At 63.4% G+C, this 16,145-nt stretch carries 15 protein-coding genes; 14 read left to right on the top strand and 1 reads right to left on the bottom strand.

The annotated features are described in order from the left end of the window. Positions 1-63: 63 nt before the first annotated feature. The 10 genes from LB555_RS15855 to trmB all read left to right on the top strand — a co-directional run bounded on the left by LB555_RS15855 (position 64) and on the right by trmB (position 9,958). A complete protein-coding gene (locus LB555_RS15855) occupies positions 64-864 on the top strand; it encodes a lysophospholipid acyltransferase family protein (RefSeq protein WP_140722964.1) in 801 nt (266 codons plus the stop codon). A 62-nt stretch (positions 865-926) separates the two neighbouring features. Next, positions 927-2,348: a tRNA (N6-isopentenyl adenosine(37)-C2)-methylthiotransferase MiaB gene (gene miaB, locus LB555_RS15850; RefSeq protein WP_224683220.1), complete on the top strand. Its 1,422-nt coding sequence runs from the start codon at positions 927-929 to the stop codon at positions 2,346-2,348. A gap of 83 nt (positions 2,349-2,431) precedes the next feature. After that, positions 2,432-3,424: a PhoH family protein gene (locus LB555_RS15845; protein ID WP_031241013.1), complete on the top strand. Its 993-nt coding sequence runs from the start codon at positions 2,432-2,434 to the stop codon at positions 3,422-3,424. Positions 3,425-3,442: 18 nt separating this feature from the next. Beyond that, the gene (gene ybeY / locus LB555_RS15840; RefSeq protein WP_224683219.1) at positions 3,443-3,949 is read left to right on the top strand and encodes an rRNA maturation RNase YbeY; all 507 of its coding nucleotides are present in this window, start codon (positions 3,443-3,445) and stop codon (positions 3,947-3,949) included. A gap of 28 nt (positions 3,950-3,977) precedes the next feature. Then, entirely contained in the window at positions 3,978-5,072 is a 1,095-nt protein-coding gene (locus LB555_RS15835; RefSeq protein WP_140722958.1) for a hemolysin family protein, read from the top strand. Positions 5,073-5,086: 14 nt separating this feature from the next. Next, entirely contained in the window at positions 5,087-5,557 is a 471-nt protein-coding gene (locus tag LB555_RS15830) for a VOC family protein (RefSeq protein WP_140878291.1), read from the top strand. Positions 5,558-5,644: 87 nt separating this feature from the next. Continuing rightward, on the top strand, positions 5,645-7,237 hold the full coding sequence (gene lnt, locus LB555_RS15825) for an apolipoprotein N-acyltransferase (protein WP_224683218.1): 1,593 nt from the start codon (positions 5,645-5,647) through the stop codon (positions 7,235-7,237). Between the two features lie 138 nt (positions 7,238-7,375). Next, positions 7,376-7,795 carry a helix-turn-helix domain-containing protein gene (locus LB555_RS15820; protein WP_015314013.1) on the top strand — a complete coding sequence of 140 codons (420 nt, stop codon included), beginning with the start codon at positions 7,376-7,378 and terminating at the stop codon, positions 7,793-7,795. Between the two features lie 168 nt (positions 7,796-7,963). Continuing rightward, positions 7,964-9,229, top strand: a complete 1,266-nt coding sequence (metK, locus tag LB555_RS15815) for a methionine adenosyltransferase (protein ID WP_015314012.1) — start codon at positions 7,964-7,966, stop codon at positions 9,227-9,229. A 27-nt stretch (positions 9,230-9,256) separates the two neighbouring features. Then, on the top strand, positions 9,257-9,958 hold the full coding sequence (gene trmB / locus LB555_RS15810) for a tRNA (guanine(46)-N(7))-methyltransferase TrmB (RefSeq protein ID WP_140878288.1): 702 nt from the start codon (positions 9,257-9,259) through the stop codon (positions 9,956-9,958). Positions 9,959-10,010: 52 nt separating this feature from the next. Here the strand turns inward: trmB and LB555_RS15805 are convergent, their stop codons facing one another. Further along, the gene (locus LB555_RS15805; protein ID WP_015314010.1) at positions 10,011-10,175 is read right to left on the bottom strand and encodes a hypothetical protein; all 165 of its coding nucleotides are present in this window, start codon (positions 10,173-10,175) and stop codon (positions 10,011-10,013) included. Between the two features lie 285 nt (positions 10,176-10,460). On the opposite strand from LB555_RS15805, the gene rimP reads away from it, so the two are divergent. Genes rimP through infB form a run of 4 tightly spaced genes read left to right on the top strand, consistent with a single transcriptional unit; the run spans position 10,461 to position 16,015 of the window. After that, a complete protein-coding gene (gene rimP / locus LB555_RS15800; protein WP_015314009.1) occupies positions 10,461-11,108 on the top strand; it encodes a ribosome maturation factor RimP in 648 nt (215 codons plus the stop codon). Positions 11,109-11,157: 49 nt separating this feature from the next. Next, positions 11,158-12,753, top strand: a complete 1,596-nt coding sequence (gene nusA / locus LB555_RS15795; protein ID WP_015314008.1) for a transcription termination factor NusA — start codon at positions 11,158-11,160, stop codon at positions 12,751-12,753. A 38-nt stretch (positions 12,754-12,791) separates the two neighbouring features. Continuing rightward, positions 12,792-13,442, top strand: a complete 651-nt coding sequence (locus LB555_RS15790) for an RNA-binding protein (protein WP_140614777.1) — start codon at positions 12,792-12,794, stop codon at positions 13,440-13,442. Then, positions 13,439-16,015 (top strand): translation initiation factor IF-2, encoded by a 2,577-nt coding sequence (infB, locus tag LB555_RS15785; protein WP_015314006.1) that lies wholly within the window; start codon positions 13,439-13,441, stop codon positions 16,013-16,015. The genes LB555_RS15790 and infB overlap by 4 nt, the downstream gene beginning before the upstream one ends. Positions 16,016-16,145: the final 130 nt, after the last annotated feature.

Here is a 16,145-nt window from a genome sequence, read left to right as displayed (position 1 = left end):
ATTAAGGTGTTACAGCGTCCTTTGCGCGTCCAAGAGGACGCGCGGCGCTGTAATGGTAGGGCGATGATCAAGAAAATCAGGATTTTCCTGGCGCTGGGCCTCGTCGTCGCTGGGTCGCTGGTTTTCGTGCCGCTGCAGATCCTGTCGATGAAGACCGGTTGGTGGCCGGAAACCTTCATCCTCAAAATCTGGCACCGGCTGATCATCCGGGCGCTCGGCATGCGTATCCATGTCAGGGGGGCACTGTCCGACAAACGCCCCTTGCTGGTTGCCTCGAACCACATCTCCTGGACCGACATCATGGTGCTGGGCTCCTTTGCCGATGTGAAATTCATCGCCCGAGCCGACATGGAAGGCTGGCCGCTGATCGGCATGCTGTCGAAACTGCAGCGCACTGTTTTCATCGAGCGCGAACGCAAGCGTTCGTCTGGCGATCAGGCCAGCGAGATCGCCAGACGCATGGCCAAGGGCGATGCCATGGTGCTGTTCGCCGAGGGCTCGACCGGTGACGGCAATGTCGTCCTGCCCTTCAAAAGCACCCTGTTCGGCGCCGCCTCGATGGCCATTTCCGAAGGCGCGGCCGAGCAGGTCTTCATCCAGCCCGTTGCGATCGCCTATACGCGCCTGCACGGCGTACCGCTCGGCCGCCGCCACCGTCCGATCGCAGCCTGGATCGGCGATGAGGACCTGATGCCGCATCTCAAGGTGCTGATGGCCGAGGGCGCGCTCGACGTCGAGGTGCATTTCGGCGAGCCGATCGCCTTTGCCAAGGGTTCCAACCGCAAGGAAACGGCCAAGCTGATGGAAGGCCGGGTGCGCGAGATGATGCAGGCGGCCCTTGCCGATCCGCTCCCGAGCCGCTGAACCCAACGCCCCAAGGCAGAATCGTCTGTTTTTTGTTACGGAAAGGCGTTAGAAGCCGCCGGATGGACTTGAACACGATTGAAAGCGACGACATCGGCACTGCGGCCGGACAGCCGGCGGCGCGCGCCACGGCAGCCAAGAAGGTCTTCGTCAAGACCTATGGCTGCCAGATGAACGTTTATGATTCACAGCGCATGACCGATGCGCTGGTCGCTGACGGCTATACGGCGACCGATGCTATCGGCGAGGCCGATCTGGTGCTGCTCAACACCTGCCATATCAGGGAAAAAGCCGCCGAAAAGGTCTATTCCGAACTTGGCCGCATCCGCGACATGAAGGCCGAGCGGGCGAGCGCTGGCCGCGAGATGCTGATCGGTGTCGCCGGCTGCGTGGCGCAGGCCGAGGGCGCCGAGATCATCCGGCGTTCGCCGGCCGTCGACCTGGTCATCGGTCCGCAGACCTATCACCGTCTCCCCGACGTGCTGGCGCGGGTTCGCGGCGGCGAAAAGATCGTCGAAACTGAATACGCCATCGAGGACAAGTTCGAGCATCTGCCGCAGCCCAAGCGTGCCGAGGTGATCAAGCGTGGCGTCACCGCCTTCCTCACCGTCCAGGAAGGCTGCGACAAGTTCTGCACCTTCTGCGTCGTGCCCTATACGAGAGGCTCGGAAGTGTCGCGGCCGGTGGCGCAGATCGTCGCCGAGGCCGAGCGGCTGGCCGAGGCCGGGGTGCGCGAGGTGACGCTGCTCGGCCAGAACGTCAACGCCTGGCATGGCCAGGGCGAGGCCAAAGGGGGCAAGACCGCGGAATGGGGTCTCGGGCGGCTGCTGTTCCGGCTGGCCGAAATCCCCGGCCTGGCGCGGCTGCGCTACACCACCAGCCATCCGCGCGACATGGACGACGAATTGATCGCCGCGCACCGCGACTTGGCCGCACTGATGCCCTATCTGCACCTGCCGGTGCAATCCGGGTCGGATCGCATTTTGAAGGCGATGAACCGCAGGCATACGGCCAAGGACTATCTGGCGCTGCTCGACCGCATCCGCGCCGCCCGCCCCGATATCGCGCTGTCGGGCGATTTCATCGTTGGTTTCCCCGGCGAGACGGAGGCCGATTTCGAGGCGACCATGGATCTGGTGCGCCAGGTGAATTATGCCTCGGCCTTCTCGTTCAAATATTCGCCGCGTCCCGGTACGCCCGGCGCCGAGATGTCCGACCACGTGCCGGAAGCGGTCAAGGACGACCGCTTGCAGCGCCTGCAGGCATTGCTGTTGAAGCAACAGCAGGATTTCGGCTTGAGTTTGATCGGCAGCACCATAGATACGCTGATCGAGAAGCCCGCTCGTCAGGCTGGCCAGAAGGTCGGCCGCTCGCCTTGGCTGCAGCCAGTTATTGTTGATGAAAACGCCGGCGAAATCGGTGACATTATCAAGGTGCGAATCACGAAGACGGGCTACAACAGCCTGTTCGCCGAATTGGCCTGATGGTCTCGGCAGATGAGGAGAGACGGTTGAGCGCAGCGGAGCTGAAGAATCTGCCCCCGGTACCGGCATCCGGGGCTTCTGACATGGCGCACATCGTTTTGACTTTCGACAACAACAAGCTTGCCAGCGCCCTTTACGGCCAGTTCGACGAAAACCTGGCCCGGCTTGAGCAGAAGCTCGGCGTCGACATACGCTCGCGCGGCAACCAGCTGACCATCAAGGGATCCGCTTCGGCCGCCGAACAGGCGCGCCGCGCCTTGGACAATCTCTACGGCATCCTGCAGAAGGGCGTCGATATCAGCCAGTCCGATGTCGACGGGGCCGTGCGCATGGCTATCGCCGCCGACGACCAGCTCACGCTGCCGACATTGGAGCGCAAGGGCAAGGTCTCCGCCGCCCAGATCGCCACCCGCAAGAAGACCATCTATGCCCGCTCCCTGAACCAGGACGCTTACATGCGGGCGCTGGAGCGGTCGGAACTGGTGTTCGGCATCGGTCCAGCCGGCACCGGCAAGACCTATCTGGCAGTGGCGCATGCGGCGATGCTGCTGGAACGCGGCATGGTCGAGCGCATCATTTTATCGCGACCGGCTGTCGAGGCGGGCGAACGGCTGGGCTTCCTGCCGGGCGACATGAAGGAGAAGGTCGATCCCTATCTGCGGCCGCTCTATGACGCGCTCTACGACATGATGCCGGCCGACAAGGTCGAGCGCGCCATTGCCGCCGAAGTAATCGAAATCGCGCCGCTCGCCTTCATGCGCGGCCGCACGCTGGCGCACGCCGCCGTCATTCTCGACGAGGCTCAGAACACCACGCCGATGCAGATGAAGATGTTTCTCACCCGTCTCGGCGAGAACTCGCGCATGATCGTCACTGGCGATCCGACACAGATCGACCTTCCTCCGAGCACCAAGTCGGGCCTGGTCGAAGCCTTGCGTGTCCTCGACGGTGTGGCAGGCGCGGTGACCGTGCGCTTCAACGATGTCGACGTCGTCCGCCATCCGCTGGTGGCGGAAATCGTCAGGGCCTATGATCGGGACGCCAAGCTGGCTCGTGGCCTCGGTGCCGAGAATTGATCTTGACGATGCGGCCTGATGGCTGAGGACAACACATCCGGCGGCGGGAGCCTTCCGGTTCCCGTCGAGATCGATATATCGGTTGAAGCGGGCGACTGGCCCGATGAAGCAAGGCTGACGCGGCTGGTCGATCGCGCGGTTGACGCCGCCTTTGCCGAGACCGGTGCGGCGGGTCATTCCGAACTCAGCATTGTTTTTTCCGACGACGCCCACGTCCGTATCTTGAATGCCGGCTGGCGCGGCAAGGACAAGCCCACCAACGTCTTGTCTTTTCCGGCTTTTCCGCCGGCAAAAGGCGGCCCGCTGCCGCCGATGCTCGGCGACATCGTGCTTGCCGCCGAGACGGTGGCGCGCGAGGCGGCACTGGAAGACAAGCCGCTGGAGAACCATATCTGCCATCTCGTCATCCATGGCCTGCTGCATCTCATGGGCCATGATCACGAGACCGACGCGGAGGCCGAGGAGATGGAAGCCATCGAGCGCGCCGCGCTGGCAAGGCTTGCCATTCCCGATCCCTACGCGTAACTAAAAACGACCAATTGACCGGACGACGATGAACGACAAACCAGAGACTGCCGCCCGCCCCGATGTCGGCAGTGCGATCAAGGCTTCCGATACGTCGGAAGAGGGATCAGGTCCGAGTACCGTCACCCCTGGTGTTGCCAACACTGGCAGCGCGGCCATCGAGCCGTCGCCTGCCGGCCCCTCCCTGTTCAACCGCGTGCTGGGCCTGTTCCGGCAACGCAACGGCACCAGCCTGCGCGAAGAGATCGCCGGCGCGCTCGCCGAGACGACGAGCGATGTCGAATCCTTCTCGCCTGGCGAGCGCGCCATGCTCAACAACATCCTGCGCCTGCGCGAGGTGCGCGTCGAGGACGTCATGGTGCCGCGCGCCGATATCGAGGCGGTCGAGATCGCCACGTCGCTCGGTGACTTGCTCGGCATGTTCGAACAATCCGGCCATTCCCGCATGCCGGTCTATTCCGAGACGCTCGACGACCCGCGCGGCATGGTCCATATCCGCGACGTGCTGGCCCATATCACCAAGCTGGCGCGCGTCAGGAAGGGCCGGGCAACCCGCAAAACGCCTGTCGCCACGGTTCTCGATCTTGCCCAGGTCGACCTCGCGCGCACCATCGGAGAGCTCAACCTGATCCGGCAGGTCCTGTTCGTGCCGCCGTCGATGCTTGCGTCCGACTTGATGGGCCGCATGCAGACGACGCGCACGCAGATGGCCCTGGTCATCGATGAATATGGCGGCACGGACGGCCTCGTCTCGCTCGAGGACATCGTCGAGATGGTGGTTGGCGACATCGAGGACGAGCACGACGACGACGAGCCGATGATCACCCAGACCGGCGACGGCGTGTTTATCGTCGACGGCAAGGCCGAGATCGACGAGGTCGCCAAGATGATCGGCGAGGATTTCGCCGCCGGTGAACATGGCGAGTATGTCGACACCATTGGCGGCATGATCTTCAACACGCTCGGCCGCGTGCCGGCGCGCGGCGAGGTGGTGCAGGCCATTCCCGGCTTCGAATTCCACGTGCTGGACGCCGATCCGCGCCGCGTCAAGCGCGTTCGCATCGTGCAGAGCCAGAAGGGCGAACGCCGCCGGCGGGCCACGGCGCGCACCGAACAGGCCTGAAAGCCTGCTGTCGCATGACGATCGAAGATCCGTTCAAGCACTCGGTCCTCGGCTCCGGTGTGTTTTACAAAGATCCACGCTCTGCCCTGGATTGGCTTGAAACAGCCTTTGGCTTCGAGCGCAGCATGGTGGTCAGCAATGCCGAGGGAAAGCTGGTCCACGCCGAAATGCGGTTCGGCGATTGCTACCTCATTGTCGATTCTGAATGGGCCGATCATGTCGCGAGCCCCGCGTCGGTCCAGGGCAAGAACACGCAATCGGTCTATGTCAGGTTGAAAGACGGCCTGGATGCGCATTGCGAGCAGGCCCGCGCGGCCGGTGCTGCAATAATCCAGGAGCCGGCGGACCAGTTCTATGGCGAACGCCAGTATCGGGCGCGCGATCCCGAGGGCCATGTCTGGACGTTCACGCAACCGGTGCGTTCTGTTTCTCGTGAAGAGGCCGAGCGGTTGGGTGGCCTGCGCATCGAAGGCTGGCACCGGTAGAGAGCGGCCGGGCAATCACGCCGGCGTTTGGAGCGCGCGGCGCGGCCTGATAAATCTTAGCTCCTGATTCGCGCGACGGAAATACGCATGGAGCGCCTTGCCGGCCGGATAATTCTGCTTTGGGGTTGGCGGCGTTCGCTTGTGGCGTTTTTCGCTGGGGCGCTGACGGTTCTGGGCCAGGCGCCTTACGATTTCTTTGCCGCCTGTTTCATTTCGTTTCCGCTGCTGGTCTGGCTGCTCGATGGCGCGACCGGCGAAGCCTCGGGCAGCCTGTTGCGGCGCCTGCGGCCGGCTTTCGCCGTCGGCTGGTGGTTCGGCTTCGGTTATTTCCTCGCCGGCCTCTGGTGGATCGGCTCGGCGCTGCTGGTCGAGGCCGACGACTTTGCCTGGGCGCTGCCGTTCGCGGTGGTCGGCATTCCCTTCGCGCTCGCATTTTTCTATGGCTTCGCAACGGTGGTCGCGCGGCTCCTGTGGAGCAGCGATATCGGCCGTATCGCTGCCCTTGCCTCCGGTTTTGCGCTGGCGGAGTGGCTGCGCGGCTTCCTGTTCACCGGTTTCCCCTGGAACGCCATCGGCTACGCGGCGATGCCGGTGCCGCTTTTGATGCAGAGCGTCTCGGTGACCGGCATGATCGGCATGAACGCGCTCGCGGTTTTCCTTTTCGCGCTGCCGGCGCTGCTGGCGGCGCGTCGGCATCTTCGGCTGGGCGCCGCGCTGTTTGTCGTGCTCGCCGCCGCCCATGTCGGCTTTGGCTATGTCAGGCTCAACGCCCCCGAAAAGCCGGCGACGCGCAGTCTCGATGTCCGCATCGTCCAGCCGGCCGTGGATCTGTCGGAAAAATGGGATGCCTCGGTGCGCGACCGCATCTTCGCCACCTTGCTGGGCCTCTCCGCAAAGGCACCGGACCCAGGTCACGAAAAACCGCAATTGATTCTCTGGCCGGAAACCTCGGTACCGTTCCTTTTCACGGAGCGCCCTGACGCCTTGACGGCGCTGGGCGACATGCTGGGCGACGGCCAGATGCTGATCGCCGGCGTCGTGCGTGAGGAGGGCGGCTCGGCGGCCAGCGCCGACAGCCGCTACTACAACTCCGTGGTGGCGATCAACGACAAGGGCGAGATCGCCGACGCCGTGGACAAGGTTCATCTGGTGCCGTTCGGCGAGTACCTGCCTTTCGCCGACCTGCTCGCTCGTTTCGGCATCGAACAGCTCGTCGCCGGGCCGCTGACGTTCACGGCCGGCAACGAGCGTCATGCCATCACGTTGCCGGGCGGCATTCGTGCCCTGCCATTTATCTGTTATGAGGTGATCTTTCCCGATCTGGTGGCAGTTGACGCTACGTCATCGCAGCTTATTGTGAACGTTACCAACGATGCATGGTTCGGCGACACGCCGGGACCGTATCAGCATTTCAGGCAGGCCCAGATTCGCGCGGTGGAGAATGGATTGCCCTTGTTGCGTGCTGCCAACAACGGCATCTCGGCCGTGGTCGACGCCCGTGGCCGCGTCGTCGACGCCCTTGCGATCGACGCGCGCGGAGCCATCGATGTGAAGGTGCCTGTTTCCGCACAGACGGTCATTTCGTCCAGCCAGCGGCGCATTAACGGAATGCTGATCATGTTGCTGTTTGCGCTTGTAGGGGGGCTGTTGAACGTAAGGCAAAAGCTACGGGTGAATTGACAGCTGGCACATTAGAAACTCATACTGTACCGCCTGAAAATTTCTCGAAGCTGGTGGATCGTTCTGTTGGGGCAGTCGCCTCCGGCTTTCTTTGGGCAGGAAAAAATCACAAAGCCGAAAAAATTCGGCGAGGAAAAAATGACAGAAGAAAACAAGAAGAAACCCAATCCCATCGATATTCACGTGGGAAGCCGGGTCCGGCTTCGCCGCAATATGCTCGGAATGAGCCAGGAAAAGCTGGGCGAGAATCTCGGCATCACGTTCCAACAAATCCAGAAATATGAAAAGGGCACCAATCGCGTCGGTGCCAGCCGCCTGCAGGCGATTGCCTCCATACTCGGCGTCCCCGTCGCCTTCTTTTTCGAGGATGCGCCAGGCCAGGAATTGACCGCCAACCGCGGCTTTGCCGAGGATAGTTCGATGGCTTTCGCTGTCGAGTTCTGCGGCAGTCCCGAAGGACTTCAGCTCAACCGGGCCTTTGTCAAGATCGCCGACGTCAAGGTACGCCGCAGGATCATTGACCTGGTGAAATCGCTCGCCGAGGACGATCCCGACTGATCCGCAATGCGCTTTGCGCCGGCGGCATGCGCCGCCGGTGGCACAAGATATCGCCTCCGACATTCAGGCCAGAGCCGCGGCAGCGCTTGACGAGCAGCGCTTTGCCCCGCTAACACGTGGCGCGCCAAAATCGGCAGCCTGCCGATCGTTTTTCAAGAGGGGACACCCGTGACGCGGCAGAACTACTTCTTTACCTCGGAATCCGTAGCCGAGGGCCATCCCGACAAAGTCTGTGACCGCATCTCCGACGAAATCGTCGATCTGGTCTATCGTGAAGCCAAGAAGACCGGCATGGACCCATGGAAAGTCCGTGTCGCCTGCGAGACGCTCGCGACCACCAACCGGGTCGTCATCGCCGGTGAAGTGCGCGTTCCCGAGACGTTGTTGAAGAAGGACAAGGCCGGCAACATCCTCAAGGATGCCGCGGGCCACCCCGTCGTCAACCCGGCGAAGTTCAAATCCGTCGCCCGCAAGGCGATCCGTGAGATCGGCTACGAGCAGGCTGGCTTTCACTGGAAGACGGCCAAGATCGAGGTCCTGCTGCATGGCCAGTCGCCTGATATCGGCCAGGGCGTCGACAATGCCGCCGACCGTCAGGGCGAGGAAGGTGCCGGCGACCAGGGCATCATGTTCGGCTATGCCTGCCGCGAGACGCCGGACCTGATGCCAGCGCCGATCTACTACAGCCACAAGATTCTCGAACTTCTGGCAGCGGCCCGCCACGAAAACAACGGCGAGGCCGGCAAGCTCGGGCCGGACGCGAAAAGCCAGGTCACCGTCCGCTATGTCGACGGCAAGGCCGCCGAGGCGACGCAGATCGTCCTGTCGACCCAGCATCTGGATTCAAGCTGGGATTCCAAGAAGGTCCGCAAGGTCGTGGAACCTTATATCCGCGAGGCATTGGGCGACCTCAAGATCGCTGACGATTGCATGTGGTACATCAACCCGACCGGCAAGTTCGTCATCGGCGGTCCGGATGGCGATGCCGGCCTGACCGGCCGCAAGATCATCGTCGACACCTATGGCGGCGCAGCCCCCCATGGCGGCGGCGCCTTTTCCGGCAAGGATACCACCAAGGTCGACCGGTCGGCTGCCTATGCGGCGCGCTACCTGGCCAAGAATGTCGTGGCGGCGAAGCTCGCCGATCGCTGCACCATCCAGCTTTCCTACGCCATCGGTGTCGCCCAGCCGCTATCGGTCTATGTCGACCTGCACGGCACCGGCAAGGTCGACGAGGCAAAGCTCGAGGACGCGCTGCGCAGCGTGATGGACCTGTCGCCGTCAGGCATCCGCCGTCATCTCGACCTCAACAAGCCGATCTACGCCAAGACGTCGTCTTACGGCCATTTCGGCCGCAAGGCTGGCCGTGACGGGTCTTTCTCCTGGGAAAGGACCGATCTGGCCAAGGCGCTCAAGGATGCTGTCGCGGCCTGAGGGCGGCGGCAGGACTGGCGCCAGTCGATGAGTGACGCGGACAGGCCAAGCCGCATGACCGAAGCCTTCTTCGGTCGCCGGCGCGGCAAGCCCGTGCGCCCGCAGCAGGCCGCGGCGCTGGAAAGCGGGCTTGGCAAATACCGGCTCGATCTGACGGCCGAGGCACCGCCAGACCTGCGCGTCCTGTTTGAAGCAGAGGTTTCGGCGGTTCGGCTCGAGATCGGCTTTGGCGGCGGTGAACATCTCCTGCATCGCGCCATCGAGGCGCCCGCGACCGGCTTCATAGGCGTCGAGCCCTTTGTCAACGGCATGGCCAAGATGATGATGGCTGTGCGGGCAGCGCCGCTGGCCAATCTCAGGGTCTACGACGACGACGCCACCCAGTTGCTTGACTGGTTGCCGCCGACCTCGCTCGACGGCATCGATCTTCTCTATCCCGATCCCTGGCCGAAGAAAAAACACTGGAAGCGGCGTTTCGTCAGTCCGGTCAATCTCGATCGTTTCGCACGCGTCCTCAAACCCGGCTCGAAGTTCCGCTTTGCGTCCGACATCGACACTTATGTGAACTGGACCTTGCTGCATTGCCGGGCGCATGGCGCTTTCGCATGGCAGGCTGCGGAAGCGGCGGACTGGCATCGCTCCTATGAGGGCTGGCCCGGCACGCGCTATGAGGCAAAGGCCATTCGCGAGGGGCGCCGGCCGGCCTATCTGACTTTCGTCAGGACCTAGGTCCGCCCAACCGGCAACCTGCCGGGAGGACGGGGTCGAATGCCTGTTGGAGTCAGAAACGACCGATCCTGTTGAATACGGCCGGATCCATGCCGAGATTGCGCAGGTCGTCGGCTCTGGGCTTGCGCCCGGCTTCCACGGCGCGAGACGCGGCAACGGCGCTGCCGAATGTGGTGAACAGATCGCCCAAGGCGGAGAATATCCTGCGGTTGCTCATGGTCTTGTCCTTTCGCGCGCCAGCGCGCCAATTCAATTCGTTTGATGGCTAACAAATAAGAGCGCGCCGCCGGCTCTCACAGGCGGATTGCCGCATGGCGGCCATGCGCCTGGAACAACCCTGAACCCACAGGCTTTCGTCCGGCCGGGACTGCGGACTTGAAACACGAACCGTGTTCGTTTATATCAGCCTCAAATTCTTGGTCGGTATGACGAAGAGTGGGTCCACCCGGTCCCGCTCTTTTTTATTACCTGCCGATAGGTTCGAGACCAACGATAGGCAACGATGACTGGAACGGCAAACGAAGGTGACGATCGCATCATCCGCGAAAGCGGCATCGATGCGCGCATTGCGCTGATCGTCCAGCCGGTGCTGCGTGGCATCGGCTTTCGCCTCGTGCGCGTGCATCTGTCCGGCCAGAACGGGCTGACGCTGCAGATCATGGCCGAGCGTGAGGACGGCACCATGACCGTCGAGGATTGCGAAGAGGTCAGCCGCGCGGTGTCGCCGGCGCTCGACGTCGATGATCCGATCGAAAAGGCCTATCACCTCGAAGTCTCTTCGCCCGGCATCGATCGGCCTCTGGTGCGTAAATCGGATTTCGTGACCTGGACCGGTCATCTGGTGAAGATGGAAACATCGGTCGTCGTCGCCGACCGCAAGCGCTTCAAGGGCAAGATCGCCGAAGCCGGTGAGAACGACGTGCTGATCGAGCGCGACAAGGCGGCGTATGGCGAGGAGCCGACGGTGCGCGTGCCCTACGATGCCATTGCCGATGTCAGGCTGATCCTGACCGACGACCTCATTCGCGAAGCGTTGTCCAGGGACAACAGGGAGCGCAAGGAAGCCAAGAGACGCCGCGGTGAACCGGACGACGATGTGTCCGAGGGTACGGAACCGGACGCCACGGAAGAACACGAACAGGAAATTTGATTGAGCTGCCGGGCGCAAAGGTCCGGCGAACAGGCTCGGGAGAAAGAACATGGTTGTAAGCGCCAACAGACTTGAACTGCTGCAGATCGCCGATGCGGTCGCGCGTGAGAAGTCGATCGACAAGTCGATCGTCATCGCCGCCATGGCCGATGCGATCCAGAAGGCGGCGCGTTCGCGTTATGGCCAGGAGACCAACATTCGCGCCGACATCAACCCGAACACCGGCGAGATGAAGCTGCAGCGGCTGATGGAAGTGGTCGAGAAGGTCGACGATTACGCGACCCAGATCGCCATTTCCTCGGCGCGTGAGCGCAATCCCGACGCCCAGCTTGGCGATTTCATCGCCGAACTGCTGCCGCCGATGGATTTCGGCCGCATCGCCGCCCAGTCTGCCAAGCAGGTCATCGTGCAGAAGGTGCGCGAGGCCGAGCGTGACCGTCAGTACGACGAATACAAGGACCGTATCGGCGAGATCGTCAACGGCACCGTCAAGCGCGTCGAGTATGGCAACGTCATCGTCGATCTCGGCCGTGGCGAGGCGATCATCCGCCGCGACGAGCTGATCCCGCGCGAAAACTACAAATATGGCGATCGCGTGCGTGCCTATGTCTACGACGTGCGGCGCGAGCAGCGCGGCCCGCAGATATTCCTGTCGCGCACCCATCCGCAGTTCATGGCCAAGCTCTTCACCATGGAAGTGCCGGAGATCTATGACGGCATCATTGAGATCAAGTCGGTCGCCCGCGACCCGGGCTCGCGCGCCAAGATCGCCGTCATTTCGCGTGACAGCTCGATCGATCCGGTCGGCGCCTGCGTCGGTATGCGCGGCAGCCGCGTCCAGGCCGTCGTCGGCGAATTGCAGGGCGAGAAGATCGACATAATTCCGTGGTCGCCTTCGGCGGCCTCCTTCATCGTCAATGCGCTGCAGCCGGCGGAAGTCGCCAAGGTCGTGCTCGACGAGGATGCGGAGCGTATCGAAGTGGTGGTTCCCGACGATCAGCTGTCGCTGGCCATCGGCCGCCGCGGCCAGAACGTGCGCCTTGCCTCGCAGCTCACCGGCTGGGACATCGACATCCTGACCGAGGCCGAGGAATCCGAGCGCCGCCAGAAGGAATTCGTCGAGCGCTCGGCGCTGTTCATGGAAGCCCTCGATGTCGACGAGATGGTCGGCCAGGTGCTGGCTTCGGAAGGCTTCACCAGCGTCGAGGAAGTCGCCTATGTCGATGCCGGCGAGATCGCCTCGATCGACGGCTTCGATGAGGATACAGCCTCGGAAATCCAGACCCGCGCCCGCGAATATCTGGAGAAGATCGAGGCCGAGCACGACGAGAAGCGCAAGGCGCTGGGCGTTTCGGATGATCTGCGCGAACTCCCCGGCGTCACCACCGCCATGATGGTGACGCTCGGCGAGGATGGCGTGAAGACGATCGAGGATTTCGCCGGCTATGCCGCCGACGACCTCACCGGCTGGAAGGAACGCAAGGACGGCGAGACCAAGGTCTATCCCGGCGTGCTGGCCAATCACGGCGTTTCGCGCGCCGATGCCGAGCAGATGGTTCTGGCCGCTCGCCTCAAGGCCGGCTGGATCACCGAAGACGAGCTTGCGGCCGAAGAAGAAACGGCCGACGAAGCCGTTGGTGCGTGAGGTGAAACCGCATCGCACACAACCCGCCCTTGGACGAGATGAACGATCGCACCTGCATCGTCACCCGCAAACAGGCCGAACCGGATGAACTGATCCGGTTCGTCGTCGGCCCGGATTCGGCCGTCGTTCCCGATCTCAAGAGAAATCTGCCCGGCCGTGGTTGCTGGGTGAGTGCGGACCGCCTACATATCGAGAAGGCGGCGGCCAAGAACCTTTTTGCCCGCGCCTTCAAGGCACAGGTGGTCGTGCCGCCCGATCTCGGCGGCATGGTCGACGGGCTGCTTTCCAGATACGCTCTCGGTATGCTGGGTCTTGCCCGCAAGGCAGGCTCGATTTCGCTAGGCGCTACCAAGGTCGAGAGCGCGGTGCGCGGCGGACTGGCGCTTTTCGTGCTCCACGCGACCGAAGCGTCCGAGGATGGCGTGCGCAAGATCAGCCAGGCGCGGCGGGCGACCGTCCATATCGGCGGCCCCTCCATCCTTGCCTACAAACTTTTCTCCGAGGCCGAGTTGAGCTTGGCATTGGGGGGTACAAATGTGATACATGCTGCCGTCCTCGCGGGAGACGCGGGTAAGGCGGTCCAGAAGCGCATGGTTGCGCTCGACCGATATCGGGGCGGTACCCCGGACGATCTTGCAATGCTTGCGGCCGTTGCTGACGAAGATGATGCCGCAGAGGATATGGAATGAGCGATACGAAATCGGGCGACGACAAGACGTTGAGTGTTACACCGAAGAAGACCTTGACGCTGAAGCGCCCCGGCATGGAACAGGGCACCGTGCGCCAGAACTTCTCGCACGGCCGTACCAAGTCGGTCGTGGTCGAGACCAAGAAGCGCAAGTTCTCGCTGCCCGGCGACAAGCCGGAGCCGGCCGCGGCTCCGCCTGCGCCCGTCTTCACGCCGAAGCCGGCGGTCGTGGCGGCACCTGTCGTCCAGGAAGCGCCCAAGGCGCCACCTCCGCCGCCGGCTCCGGTCGAGCGCAGCGGCATGGTGCTGAACGAATTGTCGCGCAGCGAGATGGAAGCGCGCCGCAGGGCGCTCGAGGGCTCGAAGGTCCGCGAGGTCGAAGACCGTCAGCGGGCCGCCGAGGATGCCAAGCGCCGCGCCGAGGACGAAGAGCGCCGCAAGCGCGAACGCGAGGATTCCGCGCGCCGCCAGGCCGAGGAAGAGGCACGGTTGCAGACCGAGGCCGAATCGCGCCGCCGCGCCGAGGAAGAGGCGCGCCGCCGCGCGCCGCAAGCCGCCGAGTTGGCGACCGCCGACGAGGAGGAAGAGGTCAAGCCGAAGCGGGCGACCGCCGGCGCACCGGTGCGCCGCCTGGTCACGCCCGAAGTGGCGCGCCCGGCAAAGCCCACCAAGAGCGAGGAAGACCGCCGCCGTGGCAAGCTGACACTGAACTCCGCGCTGTCCGACGAGGATGCCCGGGCTCGTTCGCTGTCGTCGATGCGTCGCCGCCAGGAAAAATTCAAGCGCGCGATGCACAACGAGCCGCGCGAGAAGGTCATGCGCGAAGTGATCCTGCCCGAGACCATCACCATCCAGGAACTGGCGCAGCGCATGTCGGAGCGTGCTGTCGACCTGGTCAAGTATTTCATGAAGCAGGGCCAGATCCTGAAGCCAGGCGACGTCATCGACGCCGACACGGCCGAACTGGTCGCCACCGAATTCGGTCATACGGTCCGCCGCGTTGCCGAGTCCGACATCGAGGAAGGCCTGTTCAACATCGCCGACAATGCCGAGGACCTGGTGTCGCGTCCGCCGGTCGTGACCATCATGGGCCACGTCGACCACGGCAAGACCTCGCTGCTCGATGCGATCCGCAATGCCAATGTCGTTTCCGGCGAGGCCGGCGGCATCACCCAGCATATCGGCGCCTATCAGGTCGAGAAGAACGGTCAGAAGATCACCTTCATCGACACGCCCGGCCACGCCGCTTTCACGGCGATGCGCGCCCGTGGCGCCCAGGCGACCGATATCGCCATCCTGGTGGTCGCGGCCGACGACAGCGTCATGCCGCAGACGATCGAATCGATCAGCCACGCCAAGGCGGCCGGCGTTCCGATCATCGTGGCGATCAACAAGATCGACAAGCATGACGCCGATCCGCAGAAGGTGCGTTCCGAACTGTTGCGCCATGAGGTCTTCGTCGAATCCATGGGCGGTGAAGTGCTGGACGTCGAAGTGTCGGCGACCAAGGGCACCAATCTCGACAAGCTGCTCGAGGCGATCCTGCTGCAGGCCGAAATCCTCGACCTCAAGGCCAACCCCGACCGTACCGCCGAGGGCGTCGTCATCGAGGCGCAGCTCGATAAGGGCCGTGGTCCCGTCGCCACCGTTCTGGTGCAGACCGGCACCCTGATGCCGGGCGACATCCTCGTCGCCGGCAATGAGTGGGGCCGCGTGCGCGCTCTGGTCAACGATCGCGGCGAGCAGATCAAGGAAGCACCGCCGGCGATGCCGGTCGAGGTGCTCGGCCTTCAGGGAACGCCGCAGGCCGGCGACCGCTTCGCCGTGGTCAACAACGAGGCCCGTGCCCGCGAGATCACCGAATATCGCCAGCGTCTGGCGCGCGAGAAGGCGGTGGCCAGGCATGCCGGCCAGCGCGGCTCGCTCGAACAGATGATGTCGCAGTTGCAGACGAGCGGGCTGAAGGAATTCCCGCTGGTCATCAAGGGCGACGTGCAGGGTTCGATCGAGGCGATCAATGCCGCGCTCGACAAGCTTGGGACCGACGAGGTTCGTGCGCGCATCGTTCATTCCGGCGCCGGCGCCATCACCGAAAGCGACGTCTCGCTGGCGGAAACGTCTGGCGCGGCGATCATCGGCTTCAACGTTCGCGCCAATGTGCAGGCACGTGCCGCGGCCGCGGCCGCGGGCATCGAGATCCGCTATTATTCGATCATCTACAACCTCGTGGATGACGTGAAGGCGGCTCTGTCGGGCCTGCTCTCGCCGGAGCGTCGCGAGACCTTCATCGGCAATGCCGAGATCCTCGAGATCTTCGACATCACCAAGGTCGGCAAGATCGCCGGCTGCCGTGTCACCGAAGGCAAGGTCGAGCGTGGTGCGGGCGTACGCCTGATCCGCGATAACGTCGTCATCCACGAAGGCACGCTGAAGACCCTGAAGCGCTTCAAGGACGAAGTTTCGGAAGTCCCGGGCGGCCAGGAATGCGGCATGGCCTTCCAGAACTACGAGGACATGCGCGTCGGCGACGTCATCGAGTGCTTCCGCGTCGAGATGGTGACCCGCACACTCTGAGGTCGAGTGACTTGTCGATATCGGGCGGTGGTCGAAAGACCGCCGCCCCAAGCCTGTTGACCGTAAGCCTGTTGAGAATAATCATTTGAGACATGCGGCACGGTCCCATCCCGCGCCTCACGCTTCAGGA

This window comes from Mesorhizobium sp. BR-1-1-10 (assembly GCF_020165595.1).
In the GTDB taxonomy this organism is placed as follows: Bacteria; Pseudomonadota; Alphaproteobacteria; order Rhizobiales; family Rhizobiaceae; genus Mesorhizobium; species Mesorhizobium australicum.
This window is presented reverse-complemented; position numbering and strand designations above follow the sequence as displayed.